The organism is Fluviicola taffensis DSM 16823 (genome assembly GCF_943372375.1).
In the GTDB taxonomy this organism is placed as follows: Bacteria; Bacteroidota; Bacteroidia; order Flavobacteriales_D; family Crocinitomicaceae; genus Fluviicola; species Fluviicola taffensis_A.
Genome location: NZ_CALRYJ010000001.1, coordinates 355,296 through 373,059, shown reverse-complemented (window position 1 = coordinate 373,059; position 17,764 = coordinate 355,296). Strand labels below are relative to the sequence as shown.

General features: G+C 40.5%; 13 protein-coding genes and 1 tRNA gene. 3 read left to right on the top strand and 11 right to left on the bottom strand.

Going from position 1 to position 17,764, the window contains the following annotated elements; translation table 11 throughout:
- Positions 1-77: 77 nt before the first annotated feature.
- Both AAG807_RS01555 and AAG807_RS01550 read right to left on the bottom strand, forming a co-directional pair.
- A complete protein-coding gene (locus AAG807_RS01555) occupies positions 78-1,445 on the bottom strand; it encodes a hypothetical protein (RefSeq protein ID WP_341900163.1) in 1,368 nt (455 codons plus the stop codon).
- A gap of 484 nt (positions 1,446-1,929) precedes the next feature.
- Positions 1,930-2,003 (bottom strand) — tRNA-Arg (locus AAG807_RS01550).
- Positions 2,004-2,115: 112 nt separating this feature from the next.
- Between AAG807_RS01550 and AAG807_RS01545 the strand changes: the two genes are divergently transcribed.
- The gene (locus tag AAG807_RS01545) at positions 2,116-4,434 is read left to right on the top strand and encodes a two-component regulator propeller domain-containing protein (protein WP_341900162.1); all 2,319 of its coding nucleotides are present in this window, start codon (positions 2,116-2,118) and stop codon (positions 4,432-4,434) included.
- Positions 4,431-5,138 carry a DNA repair protein RecO gene (gene recO / locus AAG807_RS01540; protein ID WP_341900159.1) on the top strand — a complete coding sequence of 236 codons (708 nt, stop codon included), beginning with the start codon at positions 4,431-4,433 and terminating at the stop codon, positions 5,136-5,138. Before AAG807_RS01545 ends, recO begins: the two co-directional genes overlap by 4 nt.
- 12 nt (positions 5,139-5,150) lie before the next feature.
- Here the strand turns inward: recO and AAG807_RS01535 are convergent, their stop codons facing one another.
- On the bottom strand, positions 5,151-6,788 hold the full coding sequence (locus AAG807_RS01535) for an ABC-F family ATP-binding cassette domain-containing protein (protein ID WP_341900157.1): 1,638 nt from the start codon (positions 6,786-6,788) through the stop codon (positions 5,151-5,153).
- Positions 6,789-6,907: 119 nt separating this feature from the next.
- The gene (locus AAG807_RS01530; RefSeq protein WP_341900155.1) at positions 6,908-7,156 is read right to left on the bottom strand and encodes a hypothetical protein; all 249 of its coding nucleotides are present in this window, start codon (positions 7,154-7,156) and stop codon (positions 6,908-6,910) included.
- Between the two features lie 173 nt (positions 7,157-7,329).
- On the opposite strand from AAG807_RS01530, the gene AAG807_RS01525 reads away from it, so the two are divergent.
- Complete coding sequence (locus AAG807_RS01525) at positions 7,330-7,959, top strand: hypothetical protein (protein ID WP_341900154.1); 630 nt, start codon at positions 7,330-7,332, stop codon at positions 7,957-7,959.
- A gap of 77 nt (positions 7,960-8,036) precedes the next feature.
- Here the strand turns inward: AAG807_RS01525 and AAG807_RS01520 are convergent, their stop codons facing one another.
- From AAG807_RS01520 to AAG807_RS01490, 7 genes are all read right to left on the bottom strand, one after another.
- Complete coding sequence (locus AAG807_RS01520; protein WP_341900151.1) at positions 8,037-10,052, bottom strand: FG-GAP-like repeat-containing protein; 2,016 nt, start codon at positions 10,050-10,052, stop codon at positions 8,037-8,039.
- A 32-nt stretch (positions 10,053-10,084) separates the two neighbouring features.
- Positions 10,085-11,209, bottom strand: coding sequence for a hypothetical protein (locus AAG807_RS01515; protein ID WP_341900149.1), 1,125 nt, complete (start codon positions 11,207-11,209; stop codon positions 10,085-10,087).
- 366 nt (positions 11,210-11,575) lie between these two features.
- On the bottom strand, positions 11,576-13,279 hold the full coding sequence (lysS, locus tag AAG807_RS01510) for a lysine--tRNA ligase (RefSeq protein ID WP_341900147.1): 1,704 nt from the start codon (positions 13,277-13,279) through the stop codon (positions 11,576-11,578).
- Positions 13,280-13,415: 136 nt separating this feature from the next.
- The gene (locus AAG807_RS01505) at positions 13,416-14,288 is read right to left on the bottom strand and encodes a hypothetical protein (RefSeq protein ID WP_341900145.1); all 873 of its coding nucleotides are present in this window, start codon (positions 14,286-14,288) and stop codon (positions 13,416-13,418) included.
- Positions 14,289-14,294: 6 nt separating this feature from the next.
- Positions 14,295-15,284, bottom strand: a complete 990-nt coding sequence (locus tag AAG807_RS01500) for a pseudouridine synthase (RefSeq protein WP_341900143.1) — start codon at positions 15,282-15,284, stop codon at positions 14,295-14,297.
- 187 nt (positions 15,285-15,471) lie between these two features.
- On the bottom strand, positions 15,472-15,825 hold the full coding sequence (locus tag AAG807_RS01495; RefSeq protein WP_341900141.1) for a YraN family protein: 354 nt from the start codon (positions 15,823-15,825) through the stop codon (positions 15,472-15,474).
- 207 nt (positions 15,826-16,032) lie between these two features.
- Positions 16,033-17,736, bottom strand: coding sequence for a hypothetical protein (locus AAG807_RS01490; protein ID WP_341900140.1), 1,704 nt, complete (start codon positions 17,734-17,736; stop codon positions 16,033-16,035).
- Between the last annotated feature and the right edge of the window lie 28 nt (positions 17,737-17,764).

Here is a 17,764-nt window from a genome sequence, read left to right as displayed (position 1 = left end):
CACTAGGAAAGGTAGTGGCTTTTTCTCAGTGTAATTATTGCCCTATCTTTTTAGTGGCTGTTATACGCTGATGCTTGTCATTCAACTCTGAACACTTTTTCGATAGAGCCATCACTATAAATATATATCTGGACAGTGTTAGGTTTAATTGTAGTCTCTCTTCCTAAAAGATCCACGATCTTAATTAATTCTTTGTCGTGATTCAATTCGAGTTCTCCAACAGCCAAGGAGGTATACGAACCACATTGTACACCACCAACATTGCTATAAATAAGTTCTGCTTCAGTGAGGTCTGCCCAGTTTCCATATTGTTGAATTCTGGAGTACACAATACCCAAGCCTTCTTGATATTCATCACTGTATGCTGAAGAACCGTTTCCATCATATGGCACAAAGCAATCACAACTATCGCAATACATGTTGAATTCATCATACATTCTGATTCTAGCCCTAATACCACAGTTGTCAATTGAGTCATGTAGGTAAATTGCAGAGCCTTGAACTCCTTTGTGGGGTAAGGCATATATGATGCTCCCTTTCTCGTATACAATGGGGTTAGGGTAGATGATATTATATGGATCAGGGTAACCCGGAGCACCTATAGGGGTCTCATCTATTTGCGTATCTATATTTAAGTATATCCATACCGAATCACTTGTTTCAATTCTATTTTGAATAGTAATTAGTTTATGAGAAGTTGTTTGGAGACCCCAGCCTTGGAGGAAGTTTACACCTCTTAGTTCAAGAGTGTCACCTGGTGCCCATGGATAGACTTCATCATAGGTTAGCTGATAGTAACCTATTGTGGGGTTAAGTTGCCCCATTAATGTTAGACCTTTTTCAATAGACGGAAATGAATGACAATCGATGAAACTAACTATACCATAGTTCTCACTTAAATTAATTTCAAATCCATTGAGTGGGCTTGAAAGCAAATTCCCTAATCCATCATATTTCCAAATGGTGAACGTTTTGACCCAATCTGATGAATCGATTACTGATTCTTGATTGAGAACATCATACCTGATGAAGTAGTCATAGCTAACTCCACTATAAAAAATAGCCGAGTCACCAAGGGTTAAACCGAAATCGAAGGATAATACTTCACCTGACGCGTTGCTATGAACTAATTCCTCAGTTAATGCATTGTAAGTGAATTGGCGACCAAGCCATGTAGTGTCGGCAGTTGGTTGGATTACACCTCCCCAACCTTGACATACGGTTCCAGTAACATTGACGGTATAGTTCGACTGTCTAAGATATTGATTAAATATTGTGGTGTCACCACTAAATGAAGTTAGGGTAGATAAGAAATAATAATCATTATCAGAAGGATCAATTGGATTCACAAATCTTTTAGGAGAGACCGTAGTGAATGGACTGTACCCTTGGCTAAAACTAACACTAGTCCAGATTATTGATAGAATGAATACTAAATACTTCATAATAGTTTCTTTATTAGAACGAAAAATGTTCTACAGTGGTCAATCATTGCGTATAACTTGTATATATGCCTCACTCCAACGACTTAAAATCTCGGATTTCACTCTGAATTTCAAGAATCTTTGTGAATGGTTTTGTTACGTTATTACCTCAATACTACACAATAATTCTGAAAATGATGACGTGTTTAAAAATTCCCGAAAGAACGTTTGCTGAAAGCCATTAGGATTCTAACCGCTTTGGATATTTGAAAAACCGAATAAAATCAAGGGTTTTCGGGAGGTTTTTCTTCGCCACCCTCCTTAATCCTCCCTCAAGGGAGGAAAATCAGACTGAAGCTTCGAACACAGATCCCTTCCTCATTCTCATTCTCCGCTCTCGCTCTCAAAAAGAAAAGCCAGAAAGAATCAGACGGAGAATGAGAATGAAGTGCAAAAAGAAAGCCTCAATCCCGTATGTACGGGATCAAGGCTTTTCTTTTTGTTGTGACCCCGGAGGGATTCTAACCCCCAACCCTCAGAGCCGAAATCTGATGCGCTATACAGTTGCGCCACGGAGCCAGTTCGATTGAGATTTCTCGACCGTACCACAAAATTAGTTGCTTTTTTCACTTCTCTTGCGAATTTTCCAATAATTTTGAAGAGAATGCGTTTATACACCAAAACAATTTTCATGCGAAATCTTCTTTTAGTGATTTTAATAGGTCTGTCCTCATCAACGTTTGCACAGCTTGGAATGGGTCAGTGGCGCATGCATGTATCTGCTTCACAGGCAATTGATGTGGCTTATGGAGATGGTCTTGCATTAGCAGCCTTGAAAACCGGCGTGATTGAATACGATGAAGCTGCGGGAGAAACCAAAATATACAATGATCAAAATGGTCTTTCGGATATCCTGGTATCATGCATTTCTTACCACTCGGGAACAAAATCCTTTTTTATCGGTTATGATAATGGGAATATCGATCAACTTTATTCGGATGGAACCATCGTGAATATTCCTGCAGTCAAGTTGGCTGCAATCAGCGGAAACAAACGCATCAATAGTTTTACCATGAGAGATGGAAAGGTGTTTGCTGCCACTGGTTTCGCGATTATCGTGTTGGATCCCATCAAGCATGAAGTAAAAGACACCTACAATCCGTTCGCGAGTCCGAAAAACTATCAATCGGTCTTGTTTTTAAATGATTCCATTTATGCATTGCACAACGATGGAATGGTCAAAGCTTTTGAGAATAATCCCTTGCTGGGAAACCCGAATAACTGGTCAGTGGATACACGTGTGGATGTTCCGGTTTTGGAGGTCTCTTATCAAAAAGCGGTCGTATTGAATAATGAGTTTTATATCTGGAGCAGAAGAGAAGTATATGGCGGGGATTCGATTATGAAGGTTACTGCCGGCGGTCTGCAAGAGGTGATCGGTCATCAATTTAATATGGAAATCACTCAATTTCAGCTGGTAAACAATAAACTGGGGGTGAGTTTTTCAGACTCATATGTCCTTTTTAATGAGGATGCATCCATCTTTTTTACAGTCTATAATTATTCCAATCCATCTCCTCAAATTAAGTCTGTTGCATATGACGGAAACAGTTACTGGGTTGCAGATTTTAAAAATGGATTGGTGAAATACGATGTCTTCGGAACTTCGAAAATGATTTCCGGGGAAGGTCCGCCAAAAAATGACTTTTTCAGTATCAACGGGAACGAAGGAAAGATTGTGGTAACAGGTGGGACCATTGATCGTGTCACTTTGAATTTCAGTGTTTCCGGAGGGTATACGATGAAGGATGAAGATTGGAACCTGTATGATAAGGAGACACAATCAAGTATGTGGGGAACCGGTATTTGGGACATTGGTGCAGCAGCAATCAATCCGAAGAATCTGGAGGAAGTTGCGTTTGGCGGATATTGTCTGAACGGATTAAGTATCGCTAATGGTTCTGAAATAACGCAGGTTTACGGAGCTTCCAATTCAATTTTGGAAAATACCACTTTGGGTAACAACATGACCTGCATTACCGCTCTCGAGTATGATGATGATGGAAATTTATGGATTGTAAATGGTTATTCGAACAAGATATTGAAGGTTCGGACTGCAGATGGGAGCTGGTACGCAATGTCAACTAATCCATTGATTTCTGCGGCTTTTGCATCGGAATTGGCAATCGATTACAACGGCAATAAATGGGTTGGGGTTTATGGTAAAGGATTGATGGGGTACAAGGACAACGGGACCATTTCCAATACTTCAGATGATATCATCAAAGTGATGCAAACCGGTGCAGGTTCAGGAAATATGCCTTCGGATAATGTAACGGCAATTGCGGTGGATTTTGACAATGAGATCTGGGTTGGAACGGACAATGGATTAGCTGTTCTGTATAACAGTGATGGTATTTTTTCGGCTGCGGGAACAACGGATGTTTCTCGTATTTTGGTAACCTATGATGGAAATGTGGAGATGCTGCTTGGAAATTCATATATCTCGGATATCGAGGTTGATGGGGGTAATCGGAAATGGATCGGAACGGCTGAATCCGGAGTGTTCCTGGTTTCAGCAGATGGACAAGAGGTGATCTCAAATTTCAATAAGGACAATTCCCCCATGATTTCAAATGTGGTTTTGGACATGGAGTTTAATCACTTGACAGGTGAACTTTTCATCATTACTGACAATGGAATGGTTTCTTATCGTGCAGATGCCAATTACGAAGATGCTGATTATGCTTCAACAACTGTTTTCCCGAATCCGGTAAAACCAGATTTCTTCGGACCGATTACCATTCAGGGAATTAAATACGGAAGTGATGTGAAAATCACGGATGCAGCAGGGAATTTGGTGTACAAAACCACTTCCAATGGTGGAACAGCTACCTGGAACGGAAAAAGATTGACAGGTGAAGACGTGAGTTCCGGAGTTTATTTTATCTGGACTGCTCCATCGGATGGAAAAGGGAAGAAAGTAGGGAAGGTAGTCGTAATCCGATGAAAACGACAGATAAAGCGGTTGTTTTATCACGCTTGCCCTATTCTGAAACCAGTTTGATCGTCAATCTGTTTACACTGGAATCGGGACTTCAAACATTTTTATTTCAGGGAGCTAAAAAGAAGAAAGGGTTGATCTTATTTCCATTGGAATTGGTGGAAATCACTTATTATAAGCGGGGCGACAGCAGCTTGCTGAAGTTGACGGAAATGGAGAGTACGGAGCCATTGCATCACCTTTTGGCGAATCCCTTGAAATCAAGCATCGCTTTTTTTGTTTCCGAATTGATGATGATCTGTTTAAGAGATAATCATCAGGACAAAAAGTTGTTCCGGTTTTTAAGTGATGAAATCCAATGGTTGAATCTGACAGAAGAACTCAGCAATTACCTGATCTGGTTTTTAGCGCAGGTTTCTAAATTGGAAGGTTTTCAGCCAGAAATTCAAAGCAATCCACCCAGATATTTCGAATTGCAGGAAGGTAAATTCACCAACGAACTTCCATTTCTTCCGGCATATCTGGAAGAAACCTGGTTGCATTGGCTTGCAGACAGTTTACAATATGACAAACTTGATTTCCTGTCACTTTCAATCCCGAAAGAAGAACGGGTGAAACTCATTGATGCCTGGTTGGAATATTATCAGTTTCATGTAAGCGGAATGCGCAAAATGAAATCACTGGAAGTCATCCGGACGGTTTTTAGTTGAATTGCGAATCAATTAATTTTTCCGTTCTATCTCCTTCAGATTCTCCATTTTCTTTGTTGCCAGGAATCCGTTGATATCATCGAAATGTGTTTTCACGCGCTTGTTTCCAAACTCATACACTTTCGTAACCAAGCCATCCAGAAAATCACGATCATGAGAAACCAAAACAAGTGTTCCGTCGAAAGCATTCAATGCATCCTTGATGATATCCTTCGTTTTCATGTCCAAATGATTGGTCGGCTCATCGAGAATTAACAAATTGACAGGTTCGAGCAGTAGTTTAATCAGTGCAAGACGTGTTTTCTCTCCTCCTGAGAGCACTTTCACCTTTTTAGTAGAAGAATCCCCGCCGAACATGAATGCACCTAGCAGATCTTTTATTTTGGTACGGACTTCTCCTTCGGCAATGCGATCAATGGTTTCAAAAATGGTCAGTTCTTCATCCAGAAGAGAAGCCTGATTTTGGGCAAAATAACCGATTTGTGTGTTGTGACCCAATTCCAGGTTTCCGTCAAACCCGATTTCATTCATGATCGCCTTTACCAATGTAGATTTTCCTTCTCCATTTCTTCCGACAAAAGCCACTTTCTCTCCGCGTTCAATAGTCACGTTGACATCTCCGAAAACAAGGTGATTATCGTATTTCTTGCTCAAATCCGTAATGACAACCGGATAAGATCCGGAGCGGGGAGCAGGTGGAAACTTGAGGCGTAAAGCGGAATTATCCACTTCATCCACTTCAATGATATCCAACTTTTCGAGCATTTTCACACGGGATTGGACTTGCAATGTCTTAGAGTAAGTTCCTTTGAAACGTTCAATGAACTCAGTGGTTTCCGCTATGAATTTTTGTTGTTCCTCGTATTGTTTTTGCTGCTGTGTTCGGCGTTCCTTGCGCAATTCCAGGTAATGGGAATATTTTGCCTTGTAATCATAGATACGACCCATTGTCACTTCGATAGTGCGATTGGTGATCGCATCGACAAATGCACGGTCATGCGAAATAACGACAACAGCCTTGGCGCTGTTCACTAAGAAATCTTCCAGCCATTGAATGGATTCGATGTCCATGTGATTGGTGGGCTCATCCAAAAGGATCAGATCCGGTTTTTGAAGCAAGATCTTAGCCAATTCGATCCGCATTCTCCAACCACCGCTGAATTCAGAAGTTGAGCGGGTGAAATCTTCCCGTTCGAATCCCATTCCTTTCAAGACCTTTTCTACTTCACCGTCGTAGTTGATCTCTTCGATTGAGTAAAATTTTTCACTCAATTCGGAAACGCGTTCGATGAGTTTCATATAGTCATCCGAATCATAATCTGTTCGTACGGTCAGCTCCTGATTCAGTGCTTCTATTTCGTCACGCATAGCGAAAATAGCTGCAAAAGCTTTGCTTGTTTCTTCAAAAACAGTACAATTGTCTTCGGTCAACAAATGCTGTGGCAAATAAGCGATAACGGCATCTTTTGGTGCAGAAATACCTCCTTTAGTGGCTTTATTTACCCCTGCAAGGATTTTCAATAGAGTGGATTTACCTGCTCCATTTTTCCCCATCAATGCAATTTTGTCTGTGTCATTAATGACGAAGGAAACGTCGCTGAATAAAACTTTTCCGCTGAATTCTACCGTTACATTATCTACTGAAATCATATTTTCCGATTTTTGGAGGTGCAAAGGTACTGACAACTTTGGAATTCACGGAAGATTCAAATGCCAAAAAAGGCTACTTATCTGGAATAAGTAGCCTTAGTAGTAGTTCATAGGGTATTTTATACAAAGGGGATGACCAACAGATCTGTTATGACCGTGACAATGAATGCGTTCAAAATCCATCTCATAGGAGACACGGCTAACAGCAAACTCAAAGTAGTCATTGTTGGGATTACTACAATAATCAGCGACCATGTATGGAGTGCGGCGCCGTAATTCATCGTGACGCCACCTAAACATCCTATAATTAGTAAGGTGATTGCAATAACCCCGAATCGGTATTGGTTTGCCAGACTTTCGAGTTTCATCCAATTGCTTTGTTTTATTTCTTGAGCTTTCATAGTTTCTTGATTTAACAAAGCAAAGTTCCGGATAGGTGGAAGAAATTAAAATGAGCCAAATCACAAAAAAAGTTGATTTATCTCATCTTCTTGGTCTACTTGTTTATATTTGATTTAACAATAAGTGTAAAAATTAGGTTATGAAGAAGGTAAAATTTATGTTATTGTTGACAACCATGGGGTTGTTTGCAGGAAGTGCACATGCGCAGGGGTTTGGTGGAAGTGGAAGCAAGTACTTGCAGTTAGGTTTAGGTCTAAACCAGCACTATTCGCTTTATTCGGATTACGATAGAGCGTACAACAACCAATATGGAGCATTCAACCTCCAGATGGAATTTGGTGTGCACAAGTATATCGGTCTGGGTTTTATTGTGGGAGCTGAAGTTTCTGCAAGAAATGCAGGTTATTACTATGGTGGAGTTTATGCTCCGGGTTATGTCTCCCCTTCAAATCCTTACTGGAGTGTTGGTATTCCAATTGGTTTTATTGCAAACTTTCACTTTTTGCAATTGATTGCCGATAAAGCAGGAAAATCATTCGCGGACAAGATGGACGTTTATGGTGGTGTGAATATCGGTAGTGGACCTGTATTTAGAAATGTGCGGGAAAAATACAAAGATGAAGTGTATTATGATTCTAGTGTGGGGGCGCTGTTTTTTATCGGACCACACGTGGGATTCCGCTATTTTCCGAGTGAAAAGGTTGGGGTTTATGCAGAAGCCGGTTATGGAAAATCATTGATTACCGGTGGAGTCGTTTTCAAACTGTAATTGAAATTAGAATAAAAAAGTCGGGGCGAATCCCGTACATACGGGACGCCCCGACTTTTTTTTGCACTATAAATGAGTTACATTTTAATAAATGATTCAGAATACTTTTGACCATTCTTGGTTTTGATAACCAGGAAATAACGTCCGCTAACCAAACCTGTCAAGGAGATTTTTGAATCTTTCTTTTGGGTTTCCAAAACGCGTTCACCCAATTGAGTGTAGATTTCGACGCTTGTAGCACCCAACAGATCAAAGTTTTCAATTGTCAGATAATCAGTTGTCGGATTCGGGTATAATGTGATTTTTTTACCGTCGACTTCCAATAAGCTCAAAGGATGTGAACCTTCCACAATTGTAATAGGAGTATTAATTGTCGGATTGTTCACCTGATCAATTTGTCCGGAAGGCCATTTGATAAATAATGAATCAATTCCGGTTGCTGTTCCAATTCCAAAGTGTGCATTCAGTGTGTTCATGTATTTGAACCCGTCACCACTTCTGATATCCCGGATTTGTTTCCCCCATGAACCGTAAATCTCTACACGAGCACCAATTCCATTTGAATTACTTTGAATCCCTTGCAAGTTAATTGTAATCCAGTTATTGCTGTTTTTGTCGCTCATGTAAATGGTATTCCCATTTCGGATATCTAAAAATCCGTCGTTGTTCATATCGCCCACGGAACCACTGGAGAATGCATAGACAACCGGCTCAAACGTCATATCGCCGTTTCCGAACATGATTTTATTGCCTCCACCTAATACATCTGCAAACCCATCGTTGTCAAAATCAAAAGAAACATGTTCAATGTTTAAACTTGGATTGGTATCCCATCCGGATCCGGCAGTTACATTGGAGAATGTTCCGTCTCCATTGTTTTTCATCAATTTATGTGTACCATCATCGGTAGAGCTCGCCCCGATTGCTGCATCCATCCAACCATCGTTGTTGAAGTCGTTCCAGGCAGAAGACCAAGTTTGAATTGGGTCAGCCATATTTGCAGCTGCGGAAACATCCGTAAAAACTCCGCCGCCATCATTTCTGTGCAATTCGTTGATTTTTGCTGTAGAGGCTCCTCCACGACATTTCGCGATGAAAAGGTCTTGATCCCCGTCATTATCATAATCAGTCCAAATAGAGCCATAATTTCCACCTTCAGGATGATCTCCCAATCCTCCCTGATGGTAAATAAGGTTTCCACTTCCATCATTCAGGTAGTAAACATTCGGGTCAATATCATGGCAAGAAAACGCATCCAGATTACCATCATTATTAATGTCTACAAAATTGGTTCGCTGACAGAAAATATATTCACTTCCGGAAACTTCAGTATAAGCCGTTCCGGTTGCATTTGCTTTCATGAATGTAACACCATTGCCACTTCCATAAAGCATATCATTGAACCCATTTTTATCAATATCACCAATGGCCATACTCCAAGACGGTTGAAACATAGTTGTAGAAGTCGGAATATTGGTAGTTACATAGGCACCACTGATTTGTTGGTAGAGAATCTGTACACTGGAAGCTGATACTGTTACGATATCATCCAGGAAATCTCCGTTCATGTCCGTGCTGGCTAAACCGTATGTTCCACTAATTGATGGAAAAGTATTCGCAGTAAATGTAATTGGAGGAGTCACAGGAACTACTACAGGATTTTCCGTAAGCTCAAAGCTAAAACCAGTAGATGACCAGCGATTATCAAAGCAAATAATGTAAGTGGTTCCAGTCGTAACGTTGAAACTGGCTGTGGATGTTAAACCTGATCCACCATCGTCATCACCTGCAACGCAAACGGGTGCACCACAAGTTCCGGAATATACGTGAAAACGCGTATCAACTCCAGCTGTGGCTGCCAAATCGGTTGTCAAATTGATGGTGTAATCAGCAGTAGGAATATATTTATACCATTCCGCGGCAGTTTGTCCGGTACCATTTGCCGTACAAATCAGTGTTGGGATCTCCGTTCCGTCAACTGCTGTGACTACATATGTTCCAGCAGTAATCAGCGATGCTGTAGCACAAGTGTTTTGAGCTTGAGAAAGCCAAGGCATTCCAAGTAAGAGAAAAAATGTAAAATTAATTTTCATAATCGTTTGGTTTTAAGTTCATAAATAGTGTATTAGTTACAGGTTTGTTTCCAGTTAATCCAATCTTCAAGTAATTGCAATCCTTCCTCGTGAACAATGGTTCTTCCGAGCAGTGGCATCCGTTCACTTGGGACAGTGGATCCCAGACGGTAATACATCATGGAGCGATTTTTATCACTTGGCTTGATGATGTATGCTAATGATGAGTTGATAAATTCTTGAGGTTCCACACATAGACCCAGATTAATGGGGTCAGTAGTTTCTGAGAATGCCAAACGCATCGGGCGATAAGAGCAATGTTTGCCTTCACTGTGACAATGAGCGCAGTTGATATCCACATACGACCGAAAACGCTCATCAATTGTTTTTGTCTGATCCATGTAATTGACAGTAGAAACGATATTTCCGGGAAGATTATTTTGTAAATATCCAATGGAAACCAACTTTTGCAACTGATTTTGAGTACCATCTGAATAGGCGTAATCGACATTCAAATTTTGTGGCTTAATCCCGATTGGAATGGGTTGATCATTTATTTTGTGACAGGTATGACATTCGGTTTCATTTGGAATTCGGTATGCCGTACTTTTTGGTACGCCGTTTTGAAGCCAACTGATATTGGTGTTACTTCCCTGCAAATCCAGATATGCTTCTGTTTGTTCGGTATTCCAGACATAATCCGCGAATATCCAACCGGATGATTTGCGGATCATGATGCGTGTTTCTATGATTCTCGTATTTCCGGCAGGTTGGACGTCATCATAATAAAATGTCTTGATAAGTGCGGCACCAACAGGTAGGTCCAAAACATCGTGATCACTGACATAGGTTGCCTGCGTTCCGGTCGGTAACCAAATGAATCGTTTCTTGTGTGCATAATCCGTGAAAAGCCCTGAAGCCGGTTCATAAGGAATTACGTGTTCGGCCGGGTTTTGATTTTTCATTTCTCCTTCGAAGAAACGGTAATCGGATAATTTGGTATAGGGAACAGTTGACAGATCCACGGAAACTCCGGTACCCTCCTCAACTGGTGGATCAATTGGCTCTACTTTTGCTTTCTTTTTGCACGAAGGGAACAAGAAAAGCATCGCTGTAAATGCGCTAACAGCACAGACAGAGAGTATCAATCGGTTCGAATCAGTTCTTTTTCGGTTCATAAATAGTATTGTAGCTTAACCTAAATTGTGGGAAATTCGGAATAAGGTAATATTTATTTTGAATATTCTTTCATTTCAGTTAGTAATTGTTTCACAAGACTATAGATGTCAGGTTGATAAAAATAGTTGCCTGAAAAGGTGAGTTTGTGAAAATTTTGTTGATTTATCAAATTGGGTATAAAATTTTAACGGTTGTGAAATTCACAAAAGCTATGTGGCCTATGTTCCTATGTGGTTTACTTATTTTAACCACAGTAGTGCACATAGAACATATAGGGAATAATTATTCTAAATTTTATCCCAAAATAAAAAACCCTGACAAATCTAACTTTATCAGGGTTTTCAGGTATTCTTTTATGGAAAGAACTAGCCGATAAAATCTACATTCAGAATTTCATCCGTTTTAGTCACTTTTAATAATCCGTGTTTTGTAAGCCCCTTGATACTGACATCCCAAGCCTTGTTGCTCAAGTTTACAGATTCTTTCAAGCTCAACAATTCCATTGTTTTTTCACGTTGCATGATATCGAAGATCAGTTGCTCGTTTTCATTCAGAACAACTTTCATCACTTTTTCAGGACGCATTTGTGGGAAGAATAACACTTCCTGGATAGAAGGATTATTCGTTAAGTACATAATCAAACGGTCCATTCCAATTCCTAATCCTGAAGTTGGTGGCATTCCGTATTCCAATGCACGCAAGAAATCCTGGTCAATCATTCCATTCGCCTCATCGTCTCCTTTTTCAGCTAAACGAACCTGGTCTTCGAAACGTTCACGCTGATCAATCGGATCATTCAATTCCGAATAAGCATTTGCGATTTCTTTTCCGCAAACCATCAATTCAAAACGCTCGGTCAATTCAGGGTCTTCGCGGTGCGTTTTACACAAAGGCGACATTTCTTTCGGATAATCCGTGATGAATGTCGGTTGAATGTAATTTCCTTCACATTTCTCACCGAAAATCTCATCGATCAATTTTCCTTTACCCATTGTTTCATCGACAGCGATTCCCATTCCTTTGGCAGCGGCTCTCAATTCATCTTCCGATTTTCCGGAAATATCAAAACCTGTGAAATCAATAATCGATTGACGCATCGTAACACGTTTATATGGAGCCTTGAAGCTGATATGGTGTTCACCGAATGTGCATTCCGGTGTTCCGTTTACAGCCTTTGCGCAGTGTTCCAATAAACGCTCTGTGAAATCCATCATCCAATTGTAATCCTTGTAGGAAACATAGATTTCCATTGCTGTAAATTCCGGATTGTGCGTTCTGTCCATTCCCTCGTTGCGGAAATTTTTAGAAAACTCGTATACTCCGTCAAATCCTCCGACAATCAATCGTTTCAAATACAATTCATTGGCAATTCGCATGTATAATGGGATATCCAAGGCGTTGTGATGCGTGACGAAAGGACGCGCAGCAGCTCCTCCCGGGATTGCCTGAAGAATTGGAGTTTCAACCTCCATATAGCCTGCATCATTGAAGAAGTTACGCATGGCAGAAAACAATTTCGTGCGCTTTACGAAAACCTCTTTTACTTGTGGATTCACCACTAAGTCAACATAGCGCTGACGGTAACGCATTTCAGGATCTGTAAATGCATCGTGTATTTTTCCTTCCGCATCTGTCTTAGGAAGTGGAAGCGGTTTCAAAGACTTACTCAGTAATTGGAATTCTTTCACGTTCACGGAAACTTCCCCGACCTGAGTTTTGAAGACTTCCCCTTTGATTCCGATGAAATCACCTAGATCCAACCACTTTTTGAATAAATCGTTGTAAAGCATTTTATCTTCTCCCGGACAAATTTCATCGCGGTTGAAATACACTTGAATTCTTCCTTCCGAGTCTTGTAGTTCAGCAAAAGAAGCCTTTCCCATCACGCGTTGACTCATCATTCTACCTGCCAGACAAACTTGCTTTCCTTCTTCAAAATTGTTCTTGATTGAAGCAGAGTAGTCCGTAACCGGGTAAAGTGCTGCAGGATATGGATCGATTCCCGCATCGCGTAGGTGTTGCAACGTTTGTCGTCGCTGGATTTCTTGTTCTGATAATTCTTGTGACATATCTTGTTATTGTAAATTCATCAGGCCTTTACTCCCGATAATCAAAATTCGTAATAATTATTTTTAATAGTTCAAAAAGTTGCCTTCGACTTCGCTCAGTCACCTTAGTAACTCAGGTAGTTGAGCGGAGTCGAAACTACCAATGTGGACAGCTATCACAACCGTTTTTGGTCTTGATATAGAACATCAAACCCAAAGATACATTGTAGGAAGCTAATCCGAAAGCTTGTTTTGCACGTTGATTGCGATCATTTGCCCGTGTCTTTACGCCCGGGAGATGTGCAAAAGCCAATCCGCCTTCCGCCTGAATAAAGACGTGTTTGAAAAACTCCAACCGCATACTGGCATTGGCACCGATTCCGTAACCGGAAAGTGCTGTTGACCGATCGGTTTGTTCGTTTGCAAACAGGAAGTTGGTTGTTGTCAGCATCGGACCTAAATTCAATCCGACATTTCCTGTAATTGCAAATTGACGTTTGTCTCCGACTTCCCAAACATCAAAGGAACGCATCAATTCGATTCGTAAATAGTTCAATGCCTTGTGTTCGTAATGAAAATTGTTGCGATCAATTGCAGTTGTTTCCTGGTTGTAATTCCCTTCCCAAAGCGAGTCAACACCCATATCGAAATGACCATCCAAAGTAACTTCCTTGTCGTGCGACATCACGTAATTGAAATGGTCTACCCCAAGAGAGAATGCCCATTTTTCAGTGAAATAATAACCGATCCGGAAATTGTATTGCGGAATAGTCATATTCGCCGGGTTCAAATAGAGATTTGCTCCAAACTTGGGCTGCTTATCCGTTGCCTTGACACCTTTCAACGTGAAATCATAATCCGAACCAATAAAATGAATGGTGGATTGCGAATAAGCGGTGCGATTGTAACCCCAATAGAAGAAAAGGGTACCTGCATTGGTACTTCTTTTCCGCTGATGCTTTCTGATTTGTGCATCGGCTGGAGTTGCAATAACTGCTAAAAGGAATAGGAATAACAGCTTTCTGAACATGTTGAATTATTTGGTCATTTTAAGGAAATGTACTTCTTTCTCTGTTAAATGTCTGTAATATCCTCTTGGTAAGTCCTTTTTGGTCAAACTTGCAAATTGGACACGGTCCAGTTTCACGACTTCGTATCCCAGTTTTTCAAACATACGGCGTACAATTCGGTTTTTACCTGAGTGAATTTCGATTCCGACTTCACGGGAAGATTTTCCGTCTTTCACATATTCAGCCTTATCCGCTTGAATGCGCCCGTCTTCCAATTCAATTCCACGCATCAGCATTTCCAAATGTTCAGCCTGAACCGGTTTATCTGCTTCCACATGGTAAATTTTTGTTGCTTCGTAACGTGGATGAGTCAGCTTTTTAGCCATATCTCCATCGTTTGTAAACAACAACAATCCGGTTGTGTCACGGTCTAAACGCCCTACAGGGTAAACACGTTCCTTACATGCATTGATGATCAAGCCCATTACAGTCTTTCTTCCCAAGGGATCATCCATCGTAGTGATAAATCCTTTTGGTTTATTCAAAAGCACGTAACGTTTGATTTCCGCGTTAATTGTTTCACCGTCGTATTGTACCTTGTCGCCTTTTTTGATTTTATAACCCATTTCAGTTATAATCTGGCCGTTCACGGAAACTACTCCGGTCTGAATCAATACATCTGCTTCTCTGCGAGAACATACTCCCGCATTGGACAAATATTTGTTCAAACGAATATCTTCTTCGTTGAAAGTTGGTAATGGGTCACCTTTACGAACTTTTGGTTTGTAATGAGGTTTTGAAGATCCGTCTGCAGCAGTCGGTCTTGGTCTTGGAGTACTGCTTTTTTCAGTATCCGGTTTTTCCGTTCTTGGAGCTGGTTTGCCCCCTCTAGTTGCTGGTTTCTCCGTTCTCGAAGTCGGTCTTCCAGTTCTCGAAGCAGGTTTTGAGCCACTTGGCTTCGTTCCTCTTCCTGTTGTTGTACGGCCTTTCCCTGTACCTGTTTTTCTTGTGTTCATCACGAGCAGAATTAAATGTTTACTATCGCAGTAGACGCGGCAAAGATACGGTGTTTAATTTAAAAATGGTAGAAACTTGAATATCAGAGGGGTTAATTCAAAATTAAAAATGCAAAATTCAAAAAGGGATTTACCTGATTTTCTGCGAAATCTGCGCCATCAGCGGGAGAAGTATTTTGGTGAATTATTAGGTTGAAAATGCATCTTCAATGTGTTCCAATTTCGTGCGGAATTGATTGTGAACGATGGAAATGATATCAAAACGAACCTCGTTGGGTAAATCCCTGGATTGAATGTATTGATTGGCGCAGGTAATGATTTGTCGTTGCTTTTTCTTGGTAACTGCCATCCAGGGTTCTCCAATTTCAGCTGTTTGCCGGGTTTTCACTTCAACCACCACGATTTTTTCATCTTTCTGTGCAATGATATCCACCTCAAATTTCAAATAGCGGAAATTAATTGTCCGGATAGCGTATCCATTTTTGACTAAGTGTTTTTGAGCCATTTGCTCCCCAAAAATGCCTAATTCCTGATCTGTCATGAACCATTAGTTAAAGTGAAATATAGCCGCGCTAACGCTTGCTAATATCAAAAGCTATCGCTTTCTCTTACTTAATTTAAGAAAAAAGGTCGTTTGATACAAACAAATTTGATACAAACAAAAAAGTGCCTTCGACTTCGCTCAGTCACCTTTTTATTTTCAATCTTGTCAAACACAGGTCGCTGAGCGAAGTCGAAGCGCCGAAGTTTACCTCGCTCTAAACTCAATATTACTTCCTCCGGTTTTAATGACTTGTTGTCCGAATTCAAAGTCCAGTTCTTTCGCCACTTTACCACGTTTGTCGAAGATCTTCATTTTTCCGTGTTTCAATCCATCTTTATAATCCGTTTCAGAAACCGGATTTCCTCTTCTGTCCAATTCAGTGGATTTCCCATCCAACAACCCGTTTTTATAGTTGGTCGTGTTACTCGGGATTTTTCCTCCAGGCCAGTAAGTATACCAAACACCGTCTTTCTCACCGTTCTTGTAATCTCCTTCTTCCGTTTTTCTGAAGTCCTTTTGGGAGAATGAAATCGAATGACCATCTTTCACACTTTCCTTCACATCATAGTCTTTCAACGGACCATTTTGAATCTTCGATTTTTTAGTGATTACCTTATAATTGAACACGTCTTTCGGCTTGCCATTATCAAAGAAACTGGTCCATTCACCTGACTTTTCACCTTCTTTGTAATTTCCGAAAATGTTCGGTTTCCCGGTAGGGAAGTAAGATTCCCATTTTCCGTGAAGTAACCCATTTTTGAAAGTCGCAATGTTCTTTTCCTTCCCGTCTTCCCAATAGTTTACCCAGGTTCCTTCTTCTTTGCCTTTCACATATTTTCCGGACATGAGCAGTTGACCGTTTTCATACCAGGTATCCCATTGCCCTTCTTTTTCATCGTTCACATAAGGTGAGCTTTTGAACTTGCTTCCGTCCTTGTAGAAATATTGCCAGGTTCCGGTTTTCTTATCGTGATCGTATTCCGCATAATTCCGCAGTTCTCCTGTCGGATACCAATACGTCCATTTTCCGTTTTGTTGACCTTTGTCAAAAGAACCTTCCATATCCTTGGTTCCTTTTTTGGTATACCAGGTCCACAAGCCGGATTTCTCACCGTTTTTGTAGGTTCCTTCAACGTTTACCTGTTCGTTGTCGTAAAAGTATTTGTATTCACCATCGAGTTTTCCATCGACGTAATTGCTTGTTTTTTCTTTTTTTCCGGTGTAATAGAAGAAATTCCAGGTGCTGTCTTTTTCTCCGTTTTTGAATTTCCCTTCAATGAGTAAATATCCGTAAATGGAGACTTCTTCAAAAGAACCATCTTTCAATCCGTTTTTGTAATTGTACCATTCTTTCTCCGTTCCGGTATCAAAAAAAGTGAGGTATTCGCCATTTCCATTCATCACCTTTTGGGTATGTAGGCTATCCGGCATCCAGAATTCCCGCAGATAGGTGGTTGAATCAATAATCTCCTCCACTTGTTTTTTCTTTCCGTTGAGGTAATAATATTCCCAGAACCCGGTAGGTTTCCCAATTTTGTAATATCCCTGAACGCTTAATTTTCCTGTTTCATTCCATTCTCTGAATACGCTGTCCTGTTCTCCCATTTTGAAGTAACCTTCCTGCTTGTTCTTACCGCTGGAATAACTTGCAATGACCCTTCCATGCAGTTTTCCCCGGAAATAATTGCGCTCTTCGATCACATTCCCGAAACGGTCATAATACAACCATTTGCCGTGCTTATCGCGGGATTCACCCAATAGATCTTTGTAATAACTACCAATGGATTCTAATTGAGTTTGCTGAAAATCATAATAGTTTTTCTCTTTGGCTGTCAGATTTTCCTTGTTTATGACCTGACCCATCAGAGTAAACGAAAATAAAGAGAAGAGGATACAAACGAATTTCATGGAATTTGATTGGTATTTCAATTTAATA